Below are 24,416 nucleotides of genomic sequence, written 5' to 3'. Positions count from 1 at the left end.
TGAGCGCAAATCTCCCCCGGTTAGGGCTGGTGCGGAGTTCGTGGCACAATTGGCGACGTGACTGCCGCCCGCACCTTCCCCAAGCGTGTATCGCTGGTGGCGCGTCGGCACGTCGACTTCAAGCGCGTGTGTACCTGTTGTTGTCTGCCTTGCGCTTGATCTAGGTCCCCAGCCCACCCGTACATATAGCTGGCCGCCGGATCTGCGCCGCCGGACAGCCACCGGTGACCACGCGCGATTCGAACGCCGGCTCCACCGAGGAGCCACCCCATGACCACCGCGGAATCCAAGCCGAAGGCCCCCAAGAAGACCCGTGCCGAGGGTCAGTGGGCGCTCGGTTACCGCGAGCCGCTCAACGCCAACGAGCAGTTCAAGAAGGACGACGACGCGCTCAACGTGCGCGCCCGCATCATCGACATCTACTCCAAGACCGGTTTCGACGGCATCGACAAGCAGGACCTGCGCGGCCGGTTCCGCTGGATGGGCCTCTACACCCAGCGTGAGCAGGGCTACGACGGCACCTGGACCGGCGACGAGAACGCCGATCTGCTCGAGGCCAAGTACTTCATGATGCGGGTGCGCTGCGACGGTAAGGCGCTGTCGGCGGCCGCACTGCGCACGCTCGGCCAGATCTCGATCGACTTCGCCCGCGACACCGCCGACATCTCCGACCGGATGAATCTGCAGTACCACTGGCTCGAGGTCGAGAACGTGCCCGAGATCTGGGAGCGGCTGGCCGCGCACGGTCTGCAGACCACCGAGGCGTGCGGTGACTGCCCGCGCGGAATGCTGGGCTCGCCGCTGGCCGGCGAATCGCTCGAGGAAGTGCTCGACCCGACGCCCGCCCTCGACGAGATCGTGCGGCGCTACATCGGCAACCCCGAATACTCGAACCTGCCGCGCAAATACAAGACCGCGATCTCGGGTCTGCAGGACGTGGCCCACGAGGTCAACGACATCTCCTTCATCGGGGTCAACCATCCCGAGCACGGCCCCGGGCTCGATCTGTGGGTCGGGGGCGGCCTGTCGACCAATCCGATGCTGGCGCAGCGGCTCGGGGCGTGGGTTCCGCTCGACGAGGTGCCCGACGTCTGGGAGGCGGTCACCGCGGTGTTCCGCGACTACGGGTATCGACGGTTGCGGTCCAAGGCCCGGCTCAAGTTCCTGATCAAGGACTGGGGTGTAGAAAAATTCCGTGAAGTTCTCGAACAGGAGTACCTGGGTCGCAAGCTGATCGACGGGCCCGCACCGGAACCGGTCAAGCACCCGATCGACCACGTGGGCGTTCAGAAACTGAAGAACGGGCGCAACGCCGTCGGCGTCGCGCCGATCGCGGGCCGGGTCTCGGGCACCATCCTGACCAAGGTGGCCGATCTCGCCGAGGCAGCGGGTTCGGACCGGATCCGGTTCACCCCCTACCAGAAGCTGATCATCCTGGACGTGCCCGACGACAAGCTCGCCGAGCTGACCGCGGGCCTCGAAGCGCTCGGGCTGCCGCCGGAGCCGTCGCACTGGCGCAAGAACCTGATGGCCTGCACGGGTATCGAGTTCTGCAAGTTGTCGTTCACCGAGACGCGGACCCGCGCGCAGGTGCTGGTTCCGGAGCTGGAGAAGCGGCTCGAGGACATCAACGCGCAACTCGACGTGCCGATCACGGTCAACATCAACGGCTGCCCGAACTCCTGCGCGCGCATCCAGGTCGCCGACATCGGGTTCAAGGGCCAGATGGTCGACGACGGCGACGGCAACTCGGTCGAGGGTTTCCAGGTGCACCTGGGCGGCAGCCTGGGTCTGGACAGCGGGTTCGGCCGCAAGTTGCGTCAACACAAGGTGCTGGCCACCGAGCTCGGTGACTACATCGACAGGGTCGTTCGCAATTTCGTGAAACAACGGGAGCAGGGCGAGCGTTTCGCTACGTGGGCTATTCGAGCAGACGAGGCGGATTTGCGGTGACCGGCAACAACACGGCGATGACCGAGACCGATCTGCAGGCGCTGGCCGAGCGTGGCGCGGCAGACCTCGAGGGTGCGAGCGCGCACGACCTGCTGCGCTGGACCGACGAGAATTTCGGCGGGCATTACGTAGTCGCGTCGAACATGCAGGACGCGGTGTTGATCGACCTGGCCGCCAAGGTGCGGCCCGGCGTCGACATCCTTTTCCTCGACACCGGATACCACTTCGTCGAGACCATCGGTACCCGCGACGCCGTCGAGGCGGTCTACGACGTCAACATCGCCAATGTGACGGCCGAGAAGAGCGTGGCCCAGCAGGACGAGCTGTTCGGCAAGGACCTGTTCGCCCGCGAGCCCAACGAGTGCTGCCGGATGCGCAAGGTCGAGCCGCTTTCGACGGCGCTGCGTGGCTACTCGGCCTGGGTGACCGGCATCCGCCGCGTCGAGGCGCCCACGCGCGCCAACGCGCCATTCATCAGTTGGGACAAGGCTTTCGGGCTGGTGAAGATCAACCCGTTGGCGGCCTGGACCGACGAGGACATGCAGGACTACATCGACACCAACGGAGTGCTCGTCAATCCGCTCGTCTACGAGGGATATCCCTCGATCGGCTGCGCACCGTGCACGGCGAAGCCCGTGGAAGGCGCCGATCCGCGCAGCGGCCGCTGGGCCGGTACCGGCAAGATCGAATGCGGACTGCACGCCTCGTGAGGTCGCTGTGACCCTCGTGCTGACCGCGCACGGCAGCGCCGACCCGCGTTCGGCGGCGGTGACGCATGCGGTGGCGGGCCGGATCCGGCGTCTGCGGCCCTGGCTCGACGTGCGTCCGGCGTTTCTCGAACAGAACGGCCCGAGCCTGCTCGACACTTTGAGCGGTCTGCACAACCCGGCCGTGGTCGTACCCTTTCTGCTGGCCAGCGCATTTCACGCGCGGGTAGACATTCCCTCGGTCGTCGAGCAGGCGGGTGCGGTGGTCGACCGGGCCGAGGTGCTCGGCGAGGATCCGGCGCTGTTGACCGTGCTGCGGCAGCGGTTGGCCGAGCTCGGGGTCTCCCCCGACGACGACGGCCTTGGCGTCCTCGTGGTCGCGGTCGGGTCGTCACACCCCGCCGCGAACGCGCGGACCGCCACGGTCGCCCAGGCCCTGCGCTCTGGAACACGTTGGGCGGGAGCCGAAGTCGCGTTCGCCACCGGGCCGTATGCGAGCATCCCGGAAACCGCCGATCGCCTACGTGCCCGCGGTGCCGAACGCCTGGTCGTCGCGCCGTGGTTCCTGGCCCACGGCCGGATCACCGACCGTGTGGCCGAATACGCTTCCGCACAAGGCATTGCGATGGCCGAGCCGCTCGGATCGCACAACCTCGTCGCGGCGACGGTGATGGACCGTTACGACGCGGTCACCGCCGGCGCCGCGGCCGCCGCTTGATCGAGCCTCAGGGCCTGACCTCGAACACGTTGTTGAACGGCGTCTGCGCGGCCAGCCGGAACCGGCTGAACCCGGCTGCCGTCACGACGTCTCGAATGCGGGCCGGGCCGGCCTGAGTGCCCAGCGCCATCCCGACCGGCTGCGCCAGCGACGACGGTGTGCACAGCAGTGTGGAAAAGCCGTAGTACGCACGCCCGATCGGGTTGAGATTGTCTTCCACCCGGTCACCGGCGGCCGGCTCGACCACCATCCAGGTTCCGTCGTCGGCGATGACCTCCCGAACGTGACGTGCGGCGCCGATCGGATCGCCCATGTCGTGCAAGCAGTCGAACATCGTCACCAGGTCATACGGTCCACCCCCGAACGCGTCGGCGGTCGCGGTCCGGAAACTGACGACTCCTGGTGTCCCGTTTCGCTCACAAGCCACCTCGATGGACTTTGCATGGCCGTCCACGCCGACGAACGTCGAGGCGGGAAAGGCTTGGCCCATCAGAAGCGTCGACACCCCGTGTCCACAACCGACGTCGGCGACGCGGGCGCCTCGTACGAGCTTGTCCACGACGCCGTCCAGCGCCGGGAGCCAATCGTCGAGCAGATGTGCGGCGTAGGTCGGGCGGAAGAACCGTTCGCACCCGACGTGGACGTCGGAATTGTGATCTCCCCAACCGACGCCGGTGCCCGAGCGGGCCGCCTCGATGATGCGCCCAGCGTCCGATGCGGTTCCGTGGGCGATCTGGAAGAGACCGCCCACGAAGGCCGGGCTGGTCTCGTCGGCGAGGGCGACAGCCTGCTCGGGTGGCAACCGATAGCGCTCGGTCGTCGGGTCGTAATCGACGAAGGCGCCCGCGGTTTGGGCGTTGAGCCACTCCCTGGCGTAATGCTCGTCGGTGCCGGTGCGCTCGGCCAACTCTGCGGGGGTGCTCGGCCCGTGCTCGACGAGCGACCGGTAGTACCCGAGGCGGTCCCCCATGACGACGAGGGCGCAGTTGAGTGCCGCGCCGGCCTCCTCGACCGCGCGGAAGACGAATCCCATCAATTTCTCCGGATCGACCTGGGTCAGGGCACTCGAGGTGTTCATGCGAGCAACTGAACCAGCATTTGCGCCTCGCGGAATGGGGCAATTGCCCCATCTTCGGCCGCGACCGGCTCAGGCCTTGGTCAGCGCCTCGTCGTCGTCGGCCGTGTCGCTCGGAGGGACATGTGTGCCGCCCGGCAATGGGGGGACCCGGGTCGCGCGGACGTAGACGGTGTCCCCCTCCTCCAGGCCCAGCGCCTCGGCATCGCCGCGGGTGATCTGTGCGGTGAACGGCGTCTGGTCGGTCGCACTGTGCAACTCGACGCGAACCTCGAAGCCCAACATCACGATTCGGTCGATGATCGCCCGCACCACCCCCGTCGACTGCACCGAAGCGTCGGTGGAGGCGATCGCCATGTCCGGGTTACGGCCGACGCGGATGTCGTGCGGACGGACCAGCGAGCCGTTCAGCGAGGACACCGCGCCGAGGAAGGACATCACGAACGCGTTGGCGGGTGAGTCGTACACCTCTCCGGGCGAGCCGACCTGCTCAATGCGCCCCTTGTTCAGCACCGCGATCCGGTCGGCGACGTCGAGCGCCTCGGACTGATCGTGCGTCACCAGCACCGTGGTGACGTGCACCTCTTCGTGAAGCCTGCGCAGCCAGGCGCGAAGGTCTTCCCGCACCTTGGCGTCCAGCGCCCCGAACGGTTCGTCGAGCAACAGCACCTGCGGGTCGACCGCGAGCGCGCGGGCCAGCGCCATGCGCTGACGCTGGCCCCCGGAGAGCTGGTTCGGATAGCGGGTCTGGAAACCGGCCAGCCCCACCACCTCGAGCAGATTGTCGACCTTCTCTTTGATCTCGGCCTTGGGCCGCTTGCGGATCTTCAGGCCGAACGCCACGTTGTCGCGCACCGTCAGGTGCTTGAACGCGGCATAGTGCTGGAACACGAACCCGATACCGCGGCGCTGCGGCGGTACGTTCGTGACGTCGCGGCCGTTGATCGTGACCGTGCCGGAATCGGGCTGATCCAACCCCGCGATGGCCCGCAGCAGCGTCGACTTGCCCGACCCGCTGGGCCCGAGCAGCGCGGTCAGCGAACCGGACGGCACCTCGAAGTCGACGTTGTCCAATGCGGCGAAGTCACCGTAGTGCTTGTTCGCGCCGCGTACGACGATCGCGTTCGTCATCTGTTCCTTCTTCCTACGCCTACTTGCCCGCCCGGACCCGCCGCGCGTCGAGCAACACCTGCGCGACCAGGACCACCAACGCCACCGCCATGAGCAGCGTCGACACCGCGTACGCGCCGTACTCCGCGCCGCGGGTGTAGCGGTCCGACACCAACAGTGTGAGCGTCTGCGAGCTTCCCGGCAGGTTGGATGACACCATCAGCACCGCGCCGTACTCGCCGAGGGTGCGTGCGATCGTCAACACGATGCCGTAGGTCAGACCCCACCGGATGGACGGCAGCGTGACCCGCCAGAATGTCTGCCACCACTGCGAGCCCAACGTGGCCGCGGCCTCTTCCTGATCGGTGCCGATCTCGTGCAGCACCGGTTCGACCTCCCGGATCACGAACGGCACGGTGACGAAGATGCTGGCCAGCACGATGCCGGGAATCCCGAAAATGATCTTGAATCCGAGGCTGTTCTCCACGAAGCCGAACAGCCCAGCCGAGCCCCACAGCAAGATCAGTGCGACACCGACCACCACCGGCGATACCGCGAACGGCAGATCGATGACGGCCTGCATCACACTCTTGCCGCGAAACTTGTTGCGGGCCAACACCAGTGCCGTCGGCACGCCGAACAACACGTTGAGCGGCACCACGATCGCGACCACCAGCAGCGAAAGGTTCAGCGCCGAAATCGCCGCCGGAGTGCTGATCGATCCGATGAATGCACCGACCCCCGGCGAGAAGGTGCGCCACAGGATCAGCCCCACCGGCACGACGACCAGGATGATGACGTAGGCCAGCGCGAGGTAGCGCAGCAGGTGTTTGACCGCGGGCGAAAGGATCATGGCGCCAGCGCTTCCCGTCGAGCGGCGTGCGAGGCGATCGTGCGCAGGATGAACAGCACGATGAACGAGATCGCCAGAAGGACAATCGAGATCGCCGCGGCACCGGTTCGGTCGTCGTTTTCGATCAGTGTGCGGATCCACTGCGAGGACACTTCGGTCTCACCGGGTACGGCGCCGCCGATCAGCACGACCGAACCGAATTCGCCGATCGCGCGGGAAAATGCCAGCCCTGCGCCCGACAGCAGCGACGGCAGGAGCGCGGGCAGCATCACCCGGGTGAAGATGATCCAGTTGTTGGCGCCCAACGATGCCGCGGCTTCCTCGATCTCGCGGTCCAGTTCGAGCAACACCGGTTGCACGGAGCGCACCACGAACGGCAGGGTGACGAACAGCAACGCCACCCCGATGCCCCACCTGGTGTGCTGCAGGTGCAGCCCGACCGGGCTGGCCGGGCCGTAGAGCGCCAGCATGACCAGGCTGGCGACGATCGTCGGCAACGCGAACGGCAGGTCGATCACCGAGTCGATCAGCCGCTTGCCGACGAACTCGTCGCGCGTCAGCACCCAGGCCACCAGCAGCCCGAACACCAGGTTGACCGCCGTCACCCCGAACGACACGGTCAACGTCACCTTGAACGACTCGATGGCCGCGTTCGAGGTGACCGCGAGCCAGAACGACCGCCACCCGCCGCCGGCCGATTGCCACAGGATCGCGGCCAGCGGCAGCAGCACGATGAGGCTCAGCCAGATGGACGCCGCTCCCACCCGCAGCGACGTCGTCCCGTGACGCCGCTCGAGGAGCCGGGACGCCCGGCCCGGCTCACCACCGGTGAGCTCAAGCCGGGACACCACCGAAGAGGTCATCCGGTCGCCTGTGTGTAGATCTTGGTGATCGTGCCGTTGTCCTTGTCGAACAACTCGGGATCCAGTGTCGCCCAGCCTCCGAGATCTTCGACGGTCCACAGCTTGGCGGGCGCGGGGAACTTCTCCCTGAACTCCTCGAGCACGGCGGGATCGACGGGCCGGAAACCGGCGTCGGCCCACAGCTTCTGCGCCTCGGGGGTGTAGATGAAGTTCTTCAGCGCGTTCGCCTTGTCCAGGTGCGTGCTCGACGTCACCACGGCGACCGGATTCTCGATCTTGAAGGTCTCCGGCGGATTCACGTACTCCAGGCCGAAGTGCAGCGCCTCGTTCTCGTAGGCCAGCAGCACGTCGCCACTGCCCTGCCGGAACACGTCGGTGGCCTCCCGGCCCGAACCCGGTCGCAGCTTGATGTGCTCGGTCACCAGCTCGGTGACGTAGTCGAGACCGGCCTGAGGATCCTGCCCTCCCTTGCTGGCCCACGCGTAGGGCGCCAGCAGGTTCCACTTGGCCGACCCGGAGCTCAACGGGCTGGGCGTGATGACCTCGACGCCGGGCTTGAGCAGGTCCGGCCAGTCCCTGATGTTCTTGGGGTTGCCGGGCCGCACCGCCAAGGACACCACCGACCCGAACGGGATGCCCTTGGTGGCGTCGGCGTTCCAGTCCTTGGCCACCTTGTCGGCCTTGACGAGGCGGGTGACGTCCGGCTCTACGGAGAAGTTGACGATGTCGGCGGGCTTACCGTCGACGACGGCGCGCGACTGGTCGCCAGAGGCGCCGTAGGACGTCGTGACGCCGACACCCTTGCCCTCCGGCGTCGCGGCGAACGCGGGAATGACCTTGCTCCAGCCGGGTTCGGGCACGGCATAGGCGACCAGCGTCAGCGTCGTGTCGGCGCCGTTCCCGCCGCCCTCACCCACCACATCGCTCGATCCGCCGGCGCATGCGGCCAGCACTGTGGCGGTGGTGGCCAGCGCCGCCGCGGCGCGCCAGGTTCTGCGGATGTTGACCATCAGTGACCTTTCGTTGGGGGACTTCGGTGGAACCCGACCCGACGGGAAGGCGATGGATCAGCGCGAGGCGTCATCCCACAGCCGTTACCGACACCGAACCGCGGACGGGCGGAGGAGTCAGCAACAACAACAGACGTCGGCAACAGCGCTGAAACTCACGGCAATGAGGGCCAGAACATGGCCGCTCTTGTTGCCGGACGCTGTTTGCATGGCGCGAAGCCTAACAGAGTTCTCGCAACTTGCTCGGTGAGAATGCAGCGCCGTCAACGAGTGAACAGCCACATGACGATCACCAGGATCACCAGGATGACGAGCACCAACGTCACCCGGGACCGCGGCATCCCGCCGCTCATCGTTGCGCATCCCGTTCGTCGTGGCGAACGCGGCGCCACAACCTGATCCCGTTACCGAGAGCGCCGTCGAGCACCACCGCGGTGCCGTAGGCCAGCGCGAGCACCACCGGCATCACCACCGCGGTCTGGGCGACGAACGGCAGGCCGGTGAGCCAAAGCTCGACACCGTCCCACCAACTCAGGAAGCCACCCACGCGGCCAGCCTAGCGATGCGAGGATGTGCACGTGGCCGCCGACTCGGACCCCGCCCCCCGGGCCGGGGACACCACTTGCATCGTGGCCGGCGGCGGCCCGGCGGGCATGATGCTCGCGCTGGTGCTCGCCCGCGCCGGGGTCGACGTCACGGTGATGGAGAAGCACGCCGACTTCCTGCGCGATTTCCGCGGCGACACCGTGCATGCCAGCACCCTGCGGCTGCTCGACGAGTTGGGGCTGTCCGATGAGTTCGCGGCGATCCCGCACCGCGAGATCGACACGCTGTCGATGACGGTGCAGGGCACGCCTGTCACCATGGACCTGCGGCGAATTCCCGGGCCGCACAAGCACATTGCGCTGGTCCCGCAGTGGGATTTCCTGGAACTGCTGGCCACCGCCGCGAAGCGCGAGCCGACGTTCACCTTGCTGCGCAGCACCGAGGTGCTGGGGCCGATCCGCCACGGCGACAGGGTCGTCGGTGTCCGCTACCGCGGCGCAGACGGCGAGGTGCGCGAGATGCGCGCGGCGTTGACCGTCGCCTGTGACGGGCGGTCGTCGACGCTGCGCACCGCGATGGGGCTCGAGCCGAAGGACTTCGGTGTGCCGATGGACGTCTGGTGGTTCCGGCTGCCCCGCGATCCCGAGGATCCGCACGGGCTCGCCGGTGTCCTCGGCGCCGGGCACGCGCAGATCGTCATCGACCGCGGCGACTACTACCAGTGCGCCTACGTCATCCCCAAGGGTCGGGACGAGGAGTTGCGGGCGCAGGGCATCGGATCGCTGCACCGCGGTGTGGTGTCCCTGGTGCCGTGGCTGGCCGACCGCGTCGGGGCGGTGACGTCGTTCGACGACGTCAAGCTGCTCGACGTGCAGTTGAACCGGCTGCGGCGCTGGTACAGCGACGGCCTGCTGCTGATCGGCGACGCCGCCCACGCGATGTCGCCGGTCGGCGGGGTCGGGATCAACCTCGCGGTGGCCGACGCCGTCGCCGCGGGCCGGGTCCTGGCGGGTCCGTTGCGCTCGGGCACGCTGTCGAACCGGCATCTGGCCCGCGTCCAGGCGCGGCGCTGGCTGCCCGCCGTGCTGATCCAGACGGTGCAGAGGGTGATCCACCGCCGCGTCATCGCGGTCGCCGTCGCCTCTTCCGGCCAGGCCGAGGCGCCCGCGTTCGTGCGCGTGGCCGCCGGGCTGGCGCTGCTGCGCCGCGTGGCGGCCTACGGCGTGGCGATCGGCCCCTTACCCGAACACATTCCGGCCTTCGCCCGGCGCTGACCGTCCCTTAACCGCCAACAAGTAGACGCCGAGCGTGTCGGCAGTCGATGATGACGGCATGGTTCTGCAACAAACCGGGCCGTCGGACGGGTCAACAGAAACCGAGAACGGGGCGAAGCCGGCCGAGGCCGTCATGGCGAACACCCCGCTGACCGTGACCGCGCCGACACCGTACGCGCCCACCGGAGCGTTGCGAAACCCGTTCCCGCCCATCGCCGACTACGGCTTTCTGTCCGACTGCGAGAACACGTGCCTGATTTCGTCGGCCGGGTCGGTCGAGTGGTTGTGCGTGCCGCGGCCCGACTCGCCGAGCGTGTTCGGCGCCATCCTCGATCGCGGAGCCGGCCACTTCCGGTTGGGGCCCTACGGGGTGACGGTGCCCTCGGCGCGGCGCTACCTGCCCGGCAGCCTGATCCTGGAGACGACGTGGCAGACCCACACCGGCTGGCTGATCGTGCGCGAGGCGTTGGTGATGGGACCGTGGCACGACCTCGAGACCCGGTCGCGCACCCACCGCCGCACACCGATGGACTGGGACGCCGAGCACATCCTGCTGCGCACCGTGCGATGTGTGAGCGGCACGGTCGAATTGGTGATGAACTGCGAGCCGGCCTTCGACTATCACCGCATCCCCGCGACCTGGGAGTACTCCGCGCAGGCGTACGGCGAGGCGATCGCGCGCGCCAGCCGCGACGCCGACGCACACCCCACGCTGCGGCTCACCACGAATCTGCGGCTCGGTCTGGAGGGCCATGAGGCCCGGGCGCGGACCCGGATGAAGGAAGGCGACAACGCGTTCGTCGCGCTGTCGTGGTCCAAGCACCCCGCCCCGCAGACCTACGAAGAGGCCGCCGACAAGATGTGGCAGACCAGCGAGGCCTGGCGCCAGTGGATCAACGTCGGCGACTTCCCGGACCATCCGTGGCGGGCCTACCTCCAGCGCAGCGCGCTGACGTTGAAGGGGCTGACCTACTCCCCGACCGGCGCGCTGCTGGCCGCGCCCACCACGTCGTTGCCGGAAACGCCTCAGGGCGAACGCAACTGGGACTACCGCTACGCGTGGGTGCGCGATTCGACGTTCGCGTTGTGGGGGCTCTACACACTGGGCCTGGACCGCGAGGCCGACGACTTCTTCGCGTTCATCGCCGACGTGTCGGGTGCGAACAACGGTGAGCGGCATCCCCTTCAGGTGATGTACGCCGTCGGCGGCGAGCGCACGCTGGTCGAGGAGGAACTGCGCCACCTGTCCGGATACGACGGCGCGCGGCCGGTGCGCATCGGCAACGGCGCCTACAACCAGATGCAGCACGACATCTGGGGCACCATGCTCGATTCGGTGTACCTGCACGCCAAGTCGCGCGAGCAGATCTCCGACACGCTGTGGCCGGTGTGCAAGGCGCAGGTCGAAGAGGCGATCAAGCACTGGAAGGAACCCGACCGCGGTATCTGGGAGGTGCGCGGCGAGCCGCAGCACTTCACGAGCAGCAAGATCATGTGCTGGGTGGCGCTGGACCGCGGCTCCAAACTCGCCGAGCTGCAGGGCGAGAAGTCCTACGCCCAGCAGTGGCGCGCGACCGCCGAGGAGATCAAGGCCGACGTGCTCAAGCACGGCGTCGACTCCCGCGGTGTGCTGACGCAGCGGTACGGCGACGACGCGCTCGACGCCTCGCTGCTGCTGGCCGTGCTCACCCGGTTCCTCCCGCCCGACGATCCGCGGGTGCGCGCGACGGTGCTGGCCATCGCCGACGAGCTGACCGAAGAGGGCCTCGTGCTGCGTTACCGCGTCGAGGAGACCGACGACGGACTGGCCGGTGAGGAGGGCACCTTCACGATCTGCTCGTTCTGGCTGGTGTCCGCGCTGGTCGAGATCGGCGAGATCAGCCGCGCCAAGCATCTGTGCGAACGGCTGCTGTCGTTCGCCAGCCCGCTGCATCTGTACGCCGAGGAGATCGAGCCGCGCACCGGCCGCCATCTCGGCAACTTCCCGCAGGCGTTCACCCACCTGGCGTTGATCAACGCGGTGGTGCACGTGATCCGGGCCGAGGAGGAGGCCGACAGCTCCGGGGTGTTCGTCCCGGCCAACGCCCCGATGTAGGTCGCGTCTCAGCCGGCCAGGGCGGGCTGGCGGGAAGCGGCGTAGTCGCTCCACGCGACGAGCACCGCCTCGAGCTGTTCGGTGGAGTGCCTGCCGAGCCCGCATTCGGTGGAGATCCCGAACTCCGGCAGGAACTCCGACGCCAGCGCCGCCCTCGCCCGCGCGCCGTGCGCACCGTCTTCGGCGTGCAGCAAGCCGAGGTAGATCTCGGTTCCGGCTTCCAGCGCCAGTCCGCTCAGCGGCTGCCAATGCGCCCGCCTGTTCCAGGCCGCGACCGTCGCCGCCTGGATGGCGTCGACGCGGCGCGGCACATGGCGCGACAACCCGTTGGCCAGCGTGACGATCGCCGAGGCGTCCCGCGGCAGGATGTGCCGGCCTCCGCGGGCGGCCGCCTCCTCGTCGGGTGGATCACCCATGAACGGCGACGCGCCGAACTTCGAATCGCCGTAGCACAGATGGAAGGTCAGCTCGGCGTCGTCGTGGACCCAGGACGCCAGCCGGGCCGTGGCCGCGAAGATCGGCTCGAAACCGCCGTAGGGGTTGGGGAACCACCCCTCGATGGTCGCCAGTTCGGTCGGCAGGTCCCACTGAATCGCCAGGTCGCTCGGCGGGATCGCCTCCTGCAGCGCCTCGACGCTGAGCCGTAACGCCTGCTCGTAGGCGTAGGCCACCTCGGCCTGAGAGTCGAACTGCGCGAACGAGTTCACGGCGTTGAAGGGTGTCGGGATGGACACCAGGAAACGCGAGTCCTCGGCCAGCACGCCGTCGCGGCGAGCGGCGATGAACCGGGCGTAGGAGCCGGCGGCCACGCTGTGGTAGTCGAGCGCACCGAACGACACCGGTGTCCCGGCGCGCACCCGGACCTTGCCGTCAACGACGTCCAGGGTCGGGTTGGCCAGGAAGTGGTCGGCCTGGGTGAGCACCCAGTTGGCGCGGTCGCCGGGTTCGCCGTCGGGGACGCGGGTCACGCCGGGCTGAAGCCGGTTGCCCACCAGGGCGAACGCGTCGTCGACGGTGGCGACGTTGATGCTGCCGGTGAGATAGAAGCCTGTCATGGCGAATCCTTCGTTTCAGAGGAGGACACCGAGCCGCGGCGGTTTGGTGCCGCGAAGGGTGTGGTTGCCGATGTGGACGTATTTCCAGCGGGCGGGATCGTGCAGCGAGTGCACGCGCACGTTGCGCCAGTGCCGGTCCAGCGCGTGCCCGCGGTCGGTGGCCGATGCGCCGGCCAGTTCGAAGATGCCGCTGGCGATCTCGACGGCGAACTCCTGTGCCAGCGCCTTGGCCGCGGCCACCCGCAACGACGCGGCGGCCGCGGCGTCGCGGGTCAGCTCCGGTGCGCTCAACGCGTCGTCGACCAGGCCTGCACCCTGGGCGAGCAGCGCCTCGAGCGCGTACAGGCGGGCCGTCAGTTCACCGAACCGGCGCACCACGTGCGGTTCGTCGGCGGCGTTGTCGACTCCCGCTTCGAACCACGGGCGCGATTTCGTGGTGACGAACCGTGCGCCGTCCTCCAGTGCGGCGCGGGCGATTCCGATGTCGACGGCGGCGTGCAGGGCCTGGTCGAACGCTCCGAGCACTGATGGCGGCGCGGTGACCGGATCGGGGTCTGGTCCCTCGTCGATGACGAATTCACCCTCCACGACGACGTTGTCGAAGACGACCTCACCGCTGGCGGTGCCGCGCTGCCCGAACGAGGACCAGCGGTCGAGGTTGAGGGTGACGCCGGCATCGGTGGGCCGGACGAAAACGGTTGCACCGTGCGATGGTTCGGTGTCGGGGATGCGGGCGGCGACGGCGATCCACGTCGCCCCGAGCGTTCCCGTCGCGTAGTACTTCGTGCCGTTGAGCCGCCACGTGCCGTCGGCCTGGCGGACCACGGTGGTCCGCCGCTCCGCGCTGGTCCGGGTGCCGCGTTCGACGGTTGCGTTGCCGAGCTGGGCGCCGGCTAGCACGTCGCGGTAGATGTGCGGCGCCGGCTCGTTGTCCCCGAGCCCGCTGATCGCCTGGCTCAACACGTAATGGGAGAGCAGTAGCTGGCCGACGGCCGAATCCGCCTGAGACAGAATGCGTAGGACTTCGACGGCGGTGGCGCGCGGAAGGTCGGGGCCACCATGCGCGGCGGGGACGACGATGCCCAGCAGCCCCGAGTCGCCGATCCGGCGGAGCTCCGCTTCGGGCCAGATTCCGCTGAGTTCCCGCTCGACCGCGTCGGCAGCGATGTCGGCCGCGATCAGATGGGCGGTGTGCAGCGCCTGCTCGGCCGAAGTGAGGACGGGCGTGGTGCTTTCGGTGGTGGTCATGGTTGGCCAATCTAAGATCGTCAGCGGTGGGGCGGAACCGGGGTCAAGCGACGCTGAAGGGGCGTTCAGCAACGCTGTAAGCGCTCTCGGCACGCAGGTGGGCGCCGGCCGAGCGGATAAGAGACACAAAGGTAGTCAGCGGTGTGTTGGCCGCAGGCGCCTTCGCGGTAGCCACGCAGATGCGCCGCACCGGTGCACGGCCGACGATCCGCCGTAACACCACACCGGGGTGGACACCGCCGTGAGCGGCCAGCGACGGCACGAGCGACACCCCGAGATCGGCGGCCACCAGGCCCTGCACGGTCGAGTAGTCCTCAGCGCGGAACGTCACCGACGGTGCGAATCCGGCGTGTCGGCAGGCTCTTTCGAACACCCGGACATCGGGGCACACCCCGGTTTCGGTGCTGACGATCCACTGTTCTTCGGCCAGCGCCGCGAACGGCACCGCCGACGCGGCCGCCAGCCGGTGGCTCGCGGGCAGGACCGCATAGAACTCGTCGTCGTAGACCGCGTCGCTGTGGACCCGCGGGAACTCCGGGTCCTCGCCGGGAACCTCCGTGATGACCGCCGCGTCGACCTCGCCCGCCACCAGCATCCCGACGCCCTTCTCGGGGTCGGCGGGAACCAGTGCGACGTCGATGTCGGAGCACAGCGTGCGGAAACGCGCGATCGCGCGGGGCAGCAGGGTCGCGGCCGCGGTGGCAAAGGACGCGACCCGCACCGCACCGGCCCGGGCGCCGGCCATCCGCGCCAGATCGCGTTCGGCCGTCGCGACCGCCGCGATGATCACGTCGCCGTGCTCGAGCAGCCGGATGCCCGCGGCCGTCGGCCGCACCCCGCTCGGGCCGCGCACCAGAAGCGTCGAACCGATGTCTCGTTCCAGAGCGGTGATCTGTTGTGACACAGCTGATGTCGTGTAGTTCAGCGCCAGCGCGGCCGCCGACAGCGAGCCACAGCTCACAACTTCCCGCAACACCACCAACCGGCGCACATCGAACACGGGCGAAACATAACTGCGCGATCCCCAATTGCCGACGGTTGCGATCAGCCCGATGTAATCGCCTCAATGGGCGCTCGCAACGCCTTTCGGCGTGATGCCGTGATGCAGTTCGGCGACGTCGGGATGGGCCCTGGTGCGCGATTTCCACGCATTCTCGCCGTAGGTGTTGAAGATCGGGTTGTCCGGATCGGCCTCGACACCGCGCGACAGCTCCGCCAACCGCGGCGGCAGCTCGATGATCGGGACCAACGCGTCGAGCGCCGGATTGAGGAAGTACGGGATAGACACGCGGTCGGTGCCCGGCGGCGGTGCGAGCACGCGGTGGCGGGTGGCGCGAAGATAGCCTCCGGTCGCGACCTCAAGCAGTTCGCCGATGTTGACGATCAACGCGTCGGGCAGCGGGGGCACGTCGATCCACTCCCCCGCGGCGCCTTCGACCTGCAGGCCCTCGGATCCCTGCTCCACCAGCAGCAGGGTCAGCACGCCCGAATCCTTGTGCGCGCCGACACCCTGCGAGGTGTCGGCGGTGCCGGGGTATCGCACGACCTTCAGCAAGGTGGCGGGGCGGTCGGCGAATGCCGCGTCGAATGTGTTCTCCGCCGCGCCCAGCGAGACCGCCCAGTGCCGCAACAGCCGCAGCCCCACGGCCGACAGGGCTTCGGTCCAGCCCTCGAAGGCGGTGCGGAAGCCCGCCGGCGCCGACGGCCACAGGTTGGGGCCCTGTAGCCGCCAGTAGCCCTCGGCGCCGTCGATGGCGGGCCGCTCCGGACCGATGTCGATCTGCTCTCGCCAGTCGACCCGGCCGTTGGTCAGCTCACCGCCGATGCGCGAATACCCGCGGAACTGCGGGCTTTTCAACTGGCTGATGTCGTTCTTCGTCTCCGTCGGCAGGGCGAAGAATTCGCGTGCGAGACCGAGCACCTGTTCGATCTGCGCGCGCGGGACACCGTGCCCCACCAGATAGAAGAACCCGGCGTCGTGCGCGGCTTCGCGCAGGCGGGCCCGGAACCGGTCGGGCCGGGTGTCCGCCTGGGCAAGATCGAGAACCGGAAGCATACGGTCATTGTGGTTCGCCGCCCCGCCATCGGCCATCCGCCTCAACAAAGGCTGCAGGGGCGTGAAGGGACCGTGAAACACCCGGTTGCGCCTCGACGGCCCGGTTCGACGCGGTCGACAATGCATGTTCGCAGGCCCAGCCGTCGAATCCAGTTGGGGTGTGACCTGGGTGATCATCTTTCCGTCGGTGCGGACCTCCCTGAGTTTCCACACGTACGAATCTTCCGAACTGCCTACGACCACAGTGGAATCGGCGCAACCCTCCCACGGCGCCCTGGACTCGTCGAAGAAGCGCTGCGCATGCTCGGCCGACGTGTAAAGCACGCGGTCTGTTCGACCCAGTGGTTGTTGTCGTCGTCGGGTTCGCGCGCCACCTGGTCGCGCACATCGGTCCACCCACTGCCCACACACCGGCCCCTCGGCGCCGTACATGGCGCGGCTGCACCTGCGGCGAACAGCCGCGAAGCCGTGCCGAATCGAGTCACCGCGGTATTGGGACCGACTTGCCGCACATCCGCGGCGTGGCCGACAATCTCGTCCGCGTCCTCAGGACTGGGCGATTTTGTCCATCATCAGGTCGGCGACCGCGGTCGCGTGCCGGGCGCCGGTCGGACTGGGTCCGGCGACGTCGGCGATCTCCACCTCCACGATGCAATCGCCGGCCACACCGAGGGCCCGCTGCAGCGTCGATCCGGCGTCCTGCATCACCACCGCCGAAACGATCTCGTCGTCGACGCCCACCTCGGTGATCCGGCTGGATCCCTGTGCGCCGCGCTCGGGTTGGTTCAACACCAGGGTCTGGCCGTTGCACCGGTGCCACTTGTCAGCCGACGTGGCGAAGAATTCCTGCGCGGCATCGGCGTCGATGAACTCGACCACCCCGAAGAACCCGGTGACGGTGGGGCCGTTGGCGTCACCGCCGGCCCACGACTGGCTGACCACCGACCGCACCGGACTGGCCCGATACACGACCTTCTCCAACCGGTATCCGGTGCTCACACAGTCGAGCGGTGTCGCCTCGGCCTCGCGCACACCCTGCAGCAGCATGTCGGCGCCACCTTCGACGACCTGGCCCATGAAGCCTCCGGCCCCGAACATCGTGGTCAGCTCCTCGGCGGTGGGCAGCGCCTGGTCGAGCATTCGGTTCGGCGACGGTTTGACGACCTCGGCGACCCGCGGGGCCGGCGCCTCGCCCGCGGACGCCGAACAGCCGGCGACGATCGCGCATGCGCCCACCAGTGCCGCCGTCATCGCCGCCGCGCGCACGCCGGCCTACTTCTTGGCCTTGTCGGCCGCCGACGAGTCGGTGGACAGGGCGGCGACGAACGCCTCCTGGGGCACCTCGACCCGGCCGATGGTCTTCATCCGCTTCTTGCCTTCCTTCTGCTTCTCGAGCAGCTTGCGCTTGCGGGTGATGTCCCCGCCATAGCACTTCGATAGCACGTCTTTGCGGATCGCGCGGATGTTTTCGCGAGCTATGATCTTCGACCCGATCGCCGCCTGCACCGGAACCTCGAACTGCTGGCGCGGAATCAGCTCCTTGAGCTTGGTGGTCATCTTGTTGCCGTAGGCGTACGCCGACTCCTTGTGCACGATCGCGCTGAACGCGTCGACCGGCTCACCCTGCAGCAGGATGTCGACCTTGACCAGGTCGGCCTCCTGTTCACCGGCCTCCTCGTAGTCCAGGCTGGCGTAGCCGCGGGTGCGCGATTTCAGCGCGTCGAAGAAGTCGAAGATGATCTCGCCCAGCGGCATCGTGTAGCGGAGCTCCACCCGTTCCGGGGAGAGGTAGTCCATGCCGCCGAGTTCGCCGCGCCGCGACTGGCACAGCTCCATGATGGTCCCGATGAACTCGCTGGGCGCGATGATCGTGGTCTTGACGATCGGCTCGTAGACCGTGCGGACCTTGCCCTCCGGCCAGTCCGACGGGTTGGTCACGGTGACTTCCGAATTATCCTCCTGCACAACGCGATACACGACGTTGGGCGACGTGGAGATCAGGTCGAGGTTGAACTCGCGCTCGAGGCGTTCGCGGGTGATCTCCATGTGCAGCAGGCCCAGAAAGCCGCTGCGGAAACCGAATCCGAGCGCCACTGAGGTTTCGGGCTCATATGTCAGCGCTGCGTCGTTGAGTTGCAGCTTGTCCAGCGCGTCGCGCAGGTCCGGATAGTCCGAGCCGTCAACGGGATACAGCCCCGAGTACACCATCGGTCGAGGCTCCCGGTACCCGGTGAGCGGTTCGGCAGCGCCGTGGCGCGCGGTCGTCACGGTGTCACCGACCTTGGACTGGCGCACGTCCTTCACGCCGGTGATGAGGTAGCCGACCTCACCGACCCCCAGGCCCGCGGAGGCCTTGGGTTCGGGCGAGACGATTCCCACTTCGAGCAATTCGTGGTGGGCGCCGGTGGACATCATCTTGATGCGTTCGCGGGGCACAATCTTGCCGTCGACGACGCGGACGTAGGTCACCACGCCGCGGTAGGTGTCGTAGACCGAGTCGAAGATCATCGCCCGTGCCGGTGCGTCGGCGTCGCCGACCGGCGGGGGCACCTCGCGCACGACGTGGTCGAGGAGATCGGCCACACCCGCGCCGGTCTTCCCGGAGACCCGCAGCACGTCGTCGGGTTCGCAGCCGATGATGTGGGCGAGTTCGGCGGCGTACCGGTCGGGGTCGGCCGCGGGCAGGTCGATCTTGTTGAGCACCGGGATGATGTGCAGGTCGCGGTCCAGGGCCAGGTAGAGGTTCGCCAGCGTCTGCGCCTCGATCCCCTGGGCGGCGTCGACGAGCAGCACCGCACCTTCGCACGCCTCCAGCGCACGCGACACCTCGTAGGTGAAGTCGACATGGCCGGGGGTGTCGATCAGGTGCAGTACGTAGTCCTCGTCCCCAAGCTTCCAGGGCAGCCGGACATTCTGCGCCTTGATCGTGATGCCGCGCTCACGCTCGATGTCCATCCGGTCGAGGTACTGCGCGCGCATGTCACGATCGGCGACGACGCCGGTGAGTTGCAGCATCCGGTCGGCCAGCGTCGACTTGCCGTGATCGATGTGGGCGATGATGCAGAAGTTCCGGATCTGCGCCGGCGCCGTGAAGGTCTGATCGGCGAAAGTGCTGATGGGAATCTCCTGGTGAAGGCGGACTTCGGGTGTCACCAGCGTATCCAGGCGGCGCCGGAAGCACACAATCGTGCTGGGCCGCGCTCGCTTATGCTCGGAAATATGCCTGCGCCCTGGAGACCATTGCAGACATTCCAGAGGATTGCCGAGAATCTGGTGTTCAACGAGGCGCCGAAGATCATCCGTCAGATCGGTCAGTCCGAGACCGTGCAGCGCGGTATCCAGCAGGGCATCAGGATCGGTCTGGACGCGATCGCCGGCACATCGCGGGACGAGGCGCCGGCGATCACGACCGGACGCCCGGTCAGCCGTCACTTCGTACCGACCGCCCACCGCGCCCGCAAGGTGGTGTACGCCCCCGACCTCGACGGCCGGGCCGACCCGGGCGAGATCGTGTGGACGTGGGTGGTCTATGAGGACGACCCGACGCAGGGCAAAGACCGACCGGTTCTGGTGGTGGGCCGCGACCGGTCCACGCTGCTCGGCCTGATGCTCTCCAGCCAGGACCACCACCGAGACGATCCGGACTGGGTGGGCATCGGCACCGGTACCTGGGATTACGAGGGGCGAGCCAGTTGGGTGCGGCTGGACCGGGTGCTCGACGTTCCCGAAGACGGTATCCGCCGCGAAGGGGCGATCCTGGCCCGGGAGAAGTTCGAGGTGGTCGCCGCGCGGCTACGCGCCGAATACTCCTGGAGCTGACCTCCCACGCCCTTTTCCGCGAGTGACCGCGTCTGCCCCGCGACACGCCGCGCGCGCGTGGCAATCCGCGGTCGCTCGCGGACGCTTGCGGGATGTCAGCGCGGCGCCCGCCACATCTGTCTTATCGTGGCTCCCGCCACATGGGCCACATGGGCGGGCCGCCGTCGGGCAACGTGATCTCGCCGGTGACGTCAAACCCGAAGCGCTGGTAGTAGGCGATGTTGTCGGGGTTGCTGGACTCGAGGTACGCGGGCGCGTGCTCGGCGTCGCAGCGGTCGAGGCGCGAGCGCATCAGGGCCTGCCCGTATCCGGTGCCGCGCACCGTCGGGTCGCTGCCGATCACCCCCAGGTACCAGTGCGGTTCCTCGGGGTGGTGCTGCTTCATCAGCTCGGCCATCGCCTGACCGCGCCGCACATTGGCTCCCATCGCCCGGATGAACGCCGGCATCATGCGCAGCTCCTGCAGCCCGCTCTGCCTCCACTCGCCCGGCGGGTCCCACAGCGCGGCGGCCCCGATGCGCTGGCCGCCCGCGACCTCGACTCCTTCGGTGCGCAGGAAATGGTGGCGAGTCATGGTGGCGAACACCCGTGCCAGCGCGCGCTCCCGCGCAGCGTCCTTCGGCAGCATCCACTTCATCACCGGGTCGTCGTAGAACGCGCGCGCCAGCACCGCAGACATCTCGCGCACATGCCGGCGAGCCGCCGGAGCGACCTCGACGTCAGCCACGGGTGATGTAAGCCTGCAGCTGCTCCTGCTGCGCTTCGAGCTCTTCCATCCGCGTCTTGACGACGTCGCCGATGCTCACGATGCCCACCAGCCTGCCGTTCTCCATCACCGGCACGTGCCGGACCCGATTCGTCGTCATCAACGCACTGAGGCTGTCGACCGAATCGTCGGGAGCGCAGGTCGCCACCAGCGTGGTCATGATCTCCGACACCGGTTTGGTGAGCAGTTCGCCGCCTCGGCGGTGCAGCGCCCGCACGACATCGCGCTCGGAGACGATCCCCATCAGGCCGTCAGGCGACACCACGACCATCGCGCCGATGTTGTGCACCGCCAGCTCGGTGAGCAATCCCGAGACCGACGTCTCCGGAGTTATCGTGGCCACCGCGGCGCCCTTGCTCCGCAACACGTCCGCGATCCGCATCCTTGCCTCCGCTCGTGATCTTCCTCACAGGCTAGGTTGGACTGCGTCGGCGCGGAAGGCTTTGCGAGGTTGCAACCCGGTCACACTCGGGCCGCGAAGTCGCGAAATGGCATTCCAGCAGCGAAAAGTCGAGTACACACCTGCCGGAATGCCGTTTCGGCCGGTTTCGAAGTCCCCTTCGCCGCGCCGCTCGGGTATATGTGGGGCCATGATCGAGATCACACTGCTTGGCACCGGAAGTCCCATCCCCGACGCCCACCGCGCCGGACCGTCGACGCTTGTGCGCGCGGGCGGGCAGACGTTTCTGATCGACTGCGGTCGCGGTGTGCAGCAACGCCTGACGGCCGCGGGCGCGCCCGCCAACGGATTGTCCGCGCTGCTGTTGACGCATCTGCACAGCGACCACATCGCGGATCTGGGCGACGTGATCATCACCCGATGGGTGTCGACGTTCACGCCCGAACAGCCCCCGCTGCAGATCATCGGACCGCCGGGCACCGCCGAGGTGGTCGAGCACACCCTCAAGGCGTTCGGCTTCGACATCGGATACCGGATCGCGCACCACGCCGACCTGACGGCGCCGCCGCCGGTGGAGGTGCACGAGTACACCGAGGGTGAGGTGTGGAACCGCGACGACGTGACGATCCGCGTCGCGCCCACCGACCACCGCCCGGTCACCCCGACCATCGGCTTCCGCGTCGAGCACGCCGACGCCTCGGTGGTGCTGGCCGGCGACACCGTCCCCTGCGAGAGCCTCGACGAACTCGCAGCGGGCGCAGGTGCGTTGGTGCACACCGTGATTCGCAAGGATCTGGTCGACAGGATGGCCATGCAGCGCATCCGCGACATCTGCGACTATCACTCCTCGGTCGAGCAGGCAGCCGAAACCGCGGCGCGCGCGGGGGTGGGCATCCTGGTCCTCACCCACTATGTGCCCGCGATCGAGCCCGGGCAGGAAGAGGACTGGCGCGCGCTGGCGGCGTCGGTCTTCGACCGGCAGATCGAACTCGGTGACGATCTGCTTCGCGTCGAGGTGCATCCCGGCATCTCCGCCAGGCCGGCCGGGTGATCGGTCAGGCCAGGCGGGTGATCTCGACGACGACGTCGAGGTCGGTCGAGCCCTCGCCGGAGTAGATCCCCTTCAGCGGGGTGACATCGGAGTAGTCCCGGCCGACACCCACGCTGATGTACTGCTCGTTGATCGGGGCGTCGTTCGTCGGGTCGTAGTTCCACCAGCCACCGGTCCACGCCTGCACCCAGGCGTGGCTCTGCCCGTCGATGGTGTCGGTGATCGCCGCCTTGCGGTTCGGGTGCAGATACCCCGACACGTAGCGGGCAGGAATACCCATGGAGCGCAACAGGATCAGCGTCAGGTGGGCGAAGTCCTGGCAGACGCCCTTGCCCTCGCGCAACGCGTCCAGCCCCGACGAGTGCACGCCGGTGGTGCCCGCGACGTACGCCAACTCGCTGCGCACCCACGACGCGGCCGCGGTGACGGCCTCGCACGGCGTGCGGTCCTTGATGATGCGCTGACCGACCCGGCGTATGCGCTTGCTCGCCGGGGTGTAGTGGGTTGGCGCGAGGACCTCGTCGAATCTGTCGACGACCGCCTCGGATTGCAGGTCCTCCCATGTCACTTCGCGTTCGGGCATCTGGTCGGGGTCGGTCTCCACGACCGACGACGACGTCACCTCCAGTTCGGTGTGCGGTGCGTGCAGGTCGAACGCCGTGACCGCGGTCCCCCAGTAGTCGACGTAGCGGTAGTTGCGGGTGGCCGGCACGGTCTCCACGCGGTTGAGGATCACGTTCTGCCGCGAGTCCGACCGCGGCGTCAGCCGCGCCTCGTTGAACGACGCCGTCACCGGAGACTTGTATGCGTACCCGGTCGAGTGCACGACCCGCATCCGCCACATCAGAGCTCACCTTCTTCGATGACGAGCGTGCCGTTGTGGCCCGCATCGTGCCATGCCACCCAGGGTGCGGAGTGAAAGTACTGCAACGCCAACGCCTCTCCGACGTCGAAGCAGGTCTTCTGCAGGTCGGCCAGCCGCTGTTCCAGCGACTCGAGCAGCACACCGGGGCGCAGGAACTCCAACTCGCTGCGGGCCCGGCCGAGGAGCCGCTGCGCCTCGGCGGTGGCGCCGAGTCGGCTATGGGGTCGGTTCATCAACTCGTCGAGGCTGTGTTCGGCAAGTCGCAGCGAATAGAAGATGGAACGCGGGAAAAGCCGGTCCAACAACATGAATTCGACGACGCGACCTGCGTCGAGCACGCCGCGATAGGTGCGCAGGTAGGTGTCGTGTGCACCCGCCGACCGCAGCAGCGTCACCCACGCCGGTGACGACGCGCTGTCCCCGACCCGCGAAAGCAGCAGCCGCACGGTCATGTCCACGCGTTCGATGGCCCGGCCGAGCACCATGAAGCGGTAGCCGTCGTCGCGCGACAGCGTCGAGTCGGCCAACCCGGCGAACATCGCGGCGCGGCCCTCGACGAACGAGAGGAACTCGTGCGGCCCGAGACGTTTGGCGGCCCGTTCCCGCTCGGCCAGCGCGTTGTAGGTGGTGTTGAGGCACTCCCAGATTTCGGTGGACGTGACTTCTCGTGCGCCACGGGCATTTTCGCGAGCCGCCGAAATGGCGTCGACGATCGACCCCTGGGTGCCGCGACTGAAGGCGACGATGTCGGTGAGCGACCACACGTCCAACGGCGCGTCGGGGGCCTCCATTCCCAGCACCCGCAGCAGCGTCCGCGAGGCCTGGTCGGGGTCAACGCTGGAGTCTTCGAGCAGTTGATGCACGGTCACGTCGAGGATGCGGGCGGTGTCGTCGGCGCGTTCGACGTACCGGCCGATCCAGTACAAGGATTCGGCGTTGCGGGCCAACATCA

25 protein-coding genes and 1 pseudogene are annotated in these 24,416 nt (G+C 68.0%); 8 read left to right on the top strand and 18 right to left on the bottom strand.

All coding sequences use genetic code 11. The features are described 5' to 3' along the window. Positions 1-57 precede the first annotated feature (57 nt). From AU198_RS26955 to AU198_RS20865, 4 genes are all read left to right on the top strand, one after another. The gene (locus AU198_RS26955) at positions 58-159 is read left to right on the top strand and encodes an Ms4527A family Cys-rich leader peptide (protein WP_353612095.1); all 102 of its coding nucleotides are present in this window, start codon (positions 58-60) and stop codon (positions 157-159) included. Positions 160-270: 111 nt separating this feature from the next. Then, the gene (locus tag AU198_RS20875; RefSeq protein WP_064350457.1) at positions 271-1,953 is read left to right on the top strand and encodes a nitrite/sulfite reductase; all 1,683 of its coding nucleotides are present in this window, start codon (positions 271-273) and stop codon (positions 1,951-1,953) included. A gap of 17 nt (positions 1,954-1,970) precedes the next feature. Next, positions 1,971-2,663, top strand: a complete 693-nt coding sequence (locus tag AU198_RS20870; protein WP_064350499.1) for a phosphoadenylyl-sulfate reductase — start codon at positions 1,971-1,973, stop codon at positions 2,661-2,663. 7 nt (positions 2,664-2,670) lie between these two features. Beyond that, positions 2,671-3,378 (top strand): sirohydrochlorin chelatase, encoded by a 708-nt coding sequence (locus AU198_RS20865; RefSeq protein ID WP_064350456.1) that lies wholly within the window; start codon positions 2,671-2,673, stop codon positions 3,376-3,378. Positions 3,379-3,385: 7 nt separating this feature from the next. Here the strand turns inward: AU198_RS20865 and AU198_RS20860 are convergent, their stop codons facing one another. From AU198_RS20860 to AU198_RS20835, 7 genes are all read right to left on the bottom strand, one after another. Continuing rightward, positions 3,386-4,456, bottom strand: a complete 1,071-nt coding sequence (locus AU198_RS20860) for a class I SAM-dependent methyltransferase (RefSeq protein WP_064350455.1) — start codon at positions 4,454-4,456, stop codon at positions 3,386-3,388. Between the two features lie 69 nt (positions 4,457-4,525). Beyond that, positions 4,526-5,584 carry a sulfate/molybdate ABC transporter ATP-binding protein gene (locus AU198_RS20855; protein WP_064350454.1) on the bottom strand — a complete coding sequence of 353 codons (1,059 nt, stop codon included), beginning with the start codon at positions 5,582-5,584 and terminating at the stop codon, positions 4,526-4,528. Between the two features lie 19 nt (positions 5,585-5,603). Beyond that, complete coding sequence (cysW, locus tag AU198_RS20850; protein WP_064350453.1) at positions 5,604-6,416, bottom strand: sulfate ABC transporter permease subunit CysW; 813 nt, start codon at positions 6,414-6,416, stop codon at positions 5,604-5,606. After that, on the bottom strand, positions 6,413-7,279 hold the full coding sequence (gene cysT / locus AU198_RS20845) for a sulfate ABC transporter permease subunit CysT (RefSeq protein WP_064350452.1): 867 nt from the start codon (positions 7,277-7,279) through the stop codon (positions 6,413-6,415). Before cysT ends, cysW begins: the two co-directional genes overlap by 4 nt. Then, the gene (locus AU198_RS20840; RefSeq protein WP_064350451.1) at positions 7,276-8,289 is read right to left on the bottom strand and encodes a sulfate ABC transporter substrate-binding protein; all 1,014 of its coding nucleotides are present in this window, start codon (positions 8,287-8,289) and stop codon (positions 7,276-7,278) included. The genes cysT and AU198_RS20840 overlap by 4 nt, the downstream gene beginning before the upstream one ends. A gap of 117 nt (positions 8,290-8,406) precedes the next feature. Then, positions 8,407-8,499 carry an Ms4533A family Cys-rich leader peptide gene (locus AU198_RS26950; RefSeq protein ID WP_353612094.1) on the bottom strand — a complete coding sequence of 31 codons (93 nt, stop codon included), beginning with the start codon at positions 8,497-8,499 and terminating at the stop codon, positions 8,407-8,409. Positions 8,500-8,638: 139 nt separating this feature from the next. After that, on the bottom strand, positions 8,639-8,836 hold the full coding sequence (locus AU198_RS20835) for a hypothetical protein (protein WP_064350450.1): 198 nt from the start codon (positions 8,834-8,836) through the stop codon (positions 8,639-8,641). A 31-nt stretch (positions 8,837-8,867) separates the two neighbouring features. Here AU198_RS20835 and AU198_RS20830 point away from each other — a divergent pair, with 31 nt between their 5' ends. Together AU198_RS20830 and AU198_RS20825 are read left to right on the top strand one after the other, a co-directional pair. Then, a complete protein-coding gene (locus AU198_RS20830; protein ID WP_064350449.1) occupies positions 8,868-10,109 on the top strand; it encodes an FAD-dependent oxidoreductase in 1,242 nt (413 codons plus the stop codon). Between the two features lie 58 nt (positions 10,110-10,167). Then, complete coding sequence (locus tag AU198_RS20825) at positions 10,168-12,204, top strand: glycoside hydrolase family 15 protein (protein ID WP_064350498.1); 2,037 nt, start codon at positions 10,168-10,170, stop codon at positions 12,202-12,204. Between the two features lie 8 nt (positions 12,205-12,212). Here the strand turns inward: AU198_RS20825 and AU198_RS20820 are convergent, their stop codons facing one another. From AU198_RS20820 to lepA, 7 genes and pseudogenes are all read right to left on the bottom strand, one after another. Beyond that, on the bottom strand, positions 12,213-13,259 hold the full coding sequence (locus AU198_RS20820; RefSeq protein ID WP_064350448.1) for a hypothetical protein: 1,047 nt from the start codon (positions 13,257-13,259) through the stop codon (positions 12,213-12,215). Positions 13,260-13,274: 15 nt separating this feature from the next. Continuing rightward, positions 13,275-14,507, bottom strand: coding sequence for an acyl-CoA dehydrogenase family protein (locus AU198_RS20815; protein ID WP_064350447.1), 1,233 nt, complete (start codon positions 14,505-14,507; stop codon positions 13,275-13,277). 43 nt (positions 14,508-14,550) lie between these two features. Next, a complete protein-coding gene (locus AU198_RS20810; protein ID WP_064350446.1) occupies positions 14,551-15,507 on the bottom strand; it encodes a LysR family transcriptional regulator in 957 nt (318 codons plus the stop codon). A gap of 63 nt (positions 15,508-15,570) precedes the next feature. Beyond that, positions 15,571-16,563 (bottom strand): isopenicillin N synthase family dioxygenase, encoded by a 993-nt coding sequence (locus AU198_RS20805; RefSeq protein ID WP_064350497.1) that lies wholly within the window; start codon positions 16,561-16,563, stop codon positions 15,571-15,573. A 204-nt stretch (positions 16,564-16,767) separates the two neighbouring features. Beyond that, positions 16,768-16,995, bottom strand: a pseudogene (locus AU198_RS26945) (sensor domain-containing protein); the annotation flags it as partial. Between the two features lie 114 nt (positions 16,996-17,109). Beyond that, the gene (locus AU198_RS20795) at positions 17,110-17,829 is read right to left on the bottom strand and encodes a sensor domain-containing protein (protein ID WP_064350444.1); all 720 of its coding nucleotides are present in this window, start codon (positions 17,827-17,829) and stop codon (positions 17,110-17,112) included. 6 nt (positions 17,830-17,835) lie between these two features. Continuing rightward, the gene (lepA, locus tag AU198_RS20790) at positions 17,836-19,782 is read right to left on the bottom strand and encodes a translation elongation factor 4 (RefSeq protein WP_156431699.1); all 1,947 of its coding nucleotides are present in this window, start codon (positions 19,780-19,782) and stop codon (positions 17,836-17,838) included. Here lepA and AU198_RS20785 point away from each other — a divergent pair. Next, positions 19,771-20,382, top strand: coding sequence for a type II toxin-antitoxin system PemK/MazF family toxin (locus tag AU198_RS20785; RefSeq protein ID WP_064350442.1), 612 nt, complete (start codon positions 19,771-19,773; stop codon positions 20,380-20,382). The two genes, lepA and AU198_RS20785, sit on opposite strands and share 12 nt — an antisense overlap. Positions 20,383-20,503: 121 nt before the next feature. Here AU198_RS20785 and AU198_RS20780 read toward each other — a convergent pair whose 3' ends face one another. Both AU198_RS20780 and AU198_RS20775 read right to left on the bottom strand, forming a co-directional pair. Then, positions 20,504-21,061 carry a GNAT family N-acetyltransferase gene (locus AU198_RS20780; RefSeq protein WP_082691142.1) on the bottom strand — a complete coding sequence of 186 codons (558 nt, stop codon included), beginning with the start codon at positions 21,059-21,061 and terminating at the stop codon, positions 20,504-20,506. A gap of 40 nt (positions 21,062-21,101) precedes the next feature. Beyond that, a complete protein-coding gene (locus AU198_RS20775; RefSeq protein ID WP_064350440.1) occupies positions 21,102-21,530 on the bottom strand; it encodes a CBS domain-containing protein in 429 nt (142 codons plus the stop codon). Between the two features lie 208 nt (positions 21,531-21,738). Between AU198_RS20775 and AU198_RS20770 the strand changes: the two genes are divergently transcribed. Beyond that, positions 21,739-22,599, top strand: a complete 861-nt coding sequence (locus AU198_RS20770) for a ribonuclease Z (RefSeq protein ID WP_064350439.1) — start codon at positions 21,739-21,741, stop codon at positions 22,597-22,599. Between the two features lie 4 nt (positions 22,600-22,603). Here the strand turns inward: AU198_RS20770 and AU198_RS20765 are convergent, their stop codons facing one another. Further along, positions 22,604-23,443: a transglutaminase family protein gene (locus AU198_RS20765; RefSeq protein WP_064350438.1), complete on the bottom strand. Its 840-nt coding sequence runs from the start codon at positions 23,441-23,443 to the stop codon at positions 22,604-22,606. Then, positions 23,443-24,414: an alpha-E domain-containing protein gene (locus AU198_RS20760; RefSeq protein WP_064350437.1), complete on the bottom strand. Its 972-nt coding sequence runs from the start codon at positions 24,412-24,414 to the stop codon at positions 23,443-23,445. Before AU198_RS20760 ends, AU198_RS20765 begins: the two co-directional genes overlap by 1 nt. Positions 24,415-24,416 lie beyond the last annotated feature (2 nt).

It is taken from the genome of Mycobacterium sp. GA-1199 (genome assembly GCF_001500045.1).
Taxonomy (GTDB): Bacteria; Actinomycetota; Actinomycetes; order Mycobacteriales; family Mycobacteriaceae; genus Mycobacterium.
The sequence above is the reverse complement of the archived record's forward strand: the minus strand, read 5'-3'. Positions and strand labels throughout refer to the sequence as shown.

Coding starts and splice junctions, on each gene's coding strand:
- AU198_RS20765 (WP_064350438.1), bottom strand. CDS start 23,443: ATGTGGCGGATGCGGGTCGTGCACTCGACCGGGTACGCATACAAGTCT.
- AU198_RS26950 (WP_353612094.1), bottom strand. CDS start 8,499: ATGCAAACAGCGTCCGGCAACAAGAGCGGCCATGTTCTGGCCCTCATT.
- AU198_RS20840 (WP_064350451.1), bottom strand. CDS start 8,289: ATGGTCAACATCCGCAGAACCTGGCGCGCCGCGGCGGCGCTGGCCACC.
- AU198_RS20820 (WP_064350448.1), bottom strand. CDS start 13,259: ATGACAGGCTTCTATCTCACCGGCAGCATCAACGTCGCCACCGTCGAC.
- AU198_RS20805 (WP_064350497.1), bottom strand. CDS start 16,563: ATGCTTCCGGTTCTCGATCTTGCCCAGGCGGACACCCGGCCCGACCGG.
- AU198_RS20860 (WP_064350455.1), bottom strand. CDS start 4,456: ATGAACACCTCGAGTGCCCTGACCCAGGTCGATCCGGAGAAATTGATG.
- AU198_RS20775 (WP_064350440.1), bottom strand. CDS start 21,530: ATGCGGATCGCGGACGTGTTGCGGAGCAAGGGCGCCGCGGTGGCCACG.
- cysW (WP_064350453.1), bottom strand. CDS start 6,416: ATGATCCTTTCGCCCGCGGTCAAACACCTGCTGCGCTACCTCGCGCTG.
- cysT (WP_064350452.1), bottom strand. CDS start 7,279: ATGACCTCTTCGGTGGTGTCCCGGCTTGAGCTCACCGGTGGTGAGCCG.
- AU198_RS20780 (WP_082691142.1), bottom strand. CDS start 21,061: ATGTCTGCGGTGCTGGCGCGCGCGTTCTACGACGACCCGGTGATGAAG.
- AU198_RS20770 (WP_064350439.1), top strand. CDS start 21,739: ATGATCGAGATCACACTGCTTGGCACCGGAAGTCCCATCCCCGACGCC.
- AU198_RS20815 (WP_064350447.1), bottom strand. CDS start 14,507: ATGACCACCACCGAAAGCACCACGCCCGTCCTCACTTCGGCCGAGCAG.
- AU198_RS20825 (WP_064350498.1), top strand. CDS start 10,168: ATGGTTCTGCAACAAACCGGGCCGTCGGACGGGTCAACAGAAACCGAG.
- AU198_RS20855 (WP_064350454.1), bottom strand. CDS start 5,584: ATGACGAACGCGATCGTCGTACGCGGCGCGAACAAGCACTACGGTGAC.
- AU198_RS20785 (WP_064350442.1), top strand. CDS start 19,771: ATGCTCGGAAATATGCCTGCGCCCTGGAGACCATTGCAGACATTCCAG.
- AU198_RS20760 (WP_064350437.1), bottom strand. CDS start 24,414: ATGTTGGCCCGCAACGCCGAATCCTTGTACTGGATCGGCCGGTACGTC.
- AU198_RS20870 (WP_064350499.1), top strand. CDS start 1,971: ATGACCGAGACCGATCTGCAGGCGCTGGCCGAGCGTGGCGCGGCAGAC.
- AU198_RS20875 (WP_064350457.1), top strand. CDS start 271: ATGACCACCGCGGAATCCAAGCCGAAGGCCCCCAAGAAGACCCGTGCC.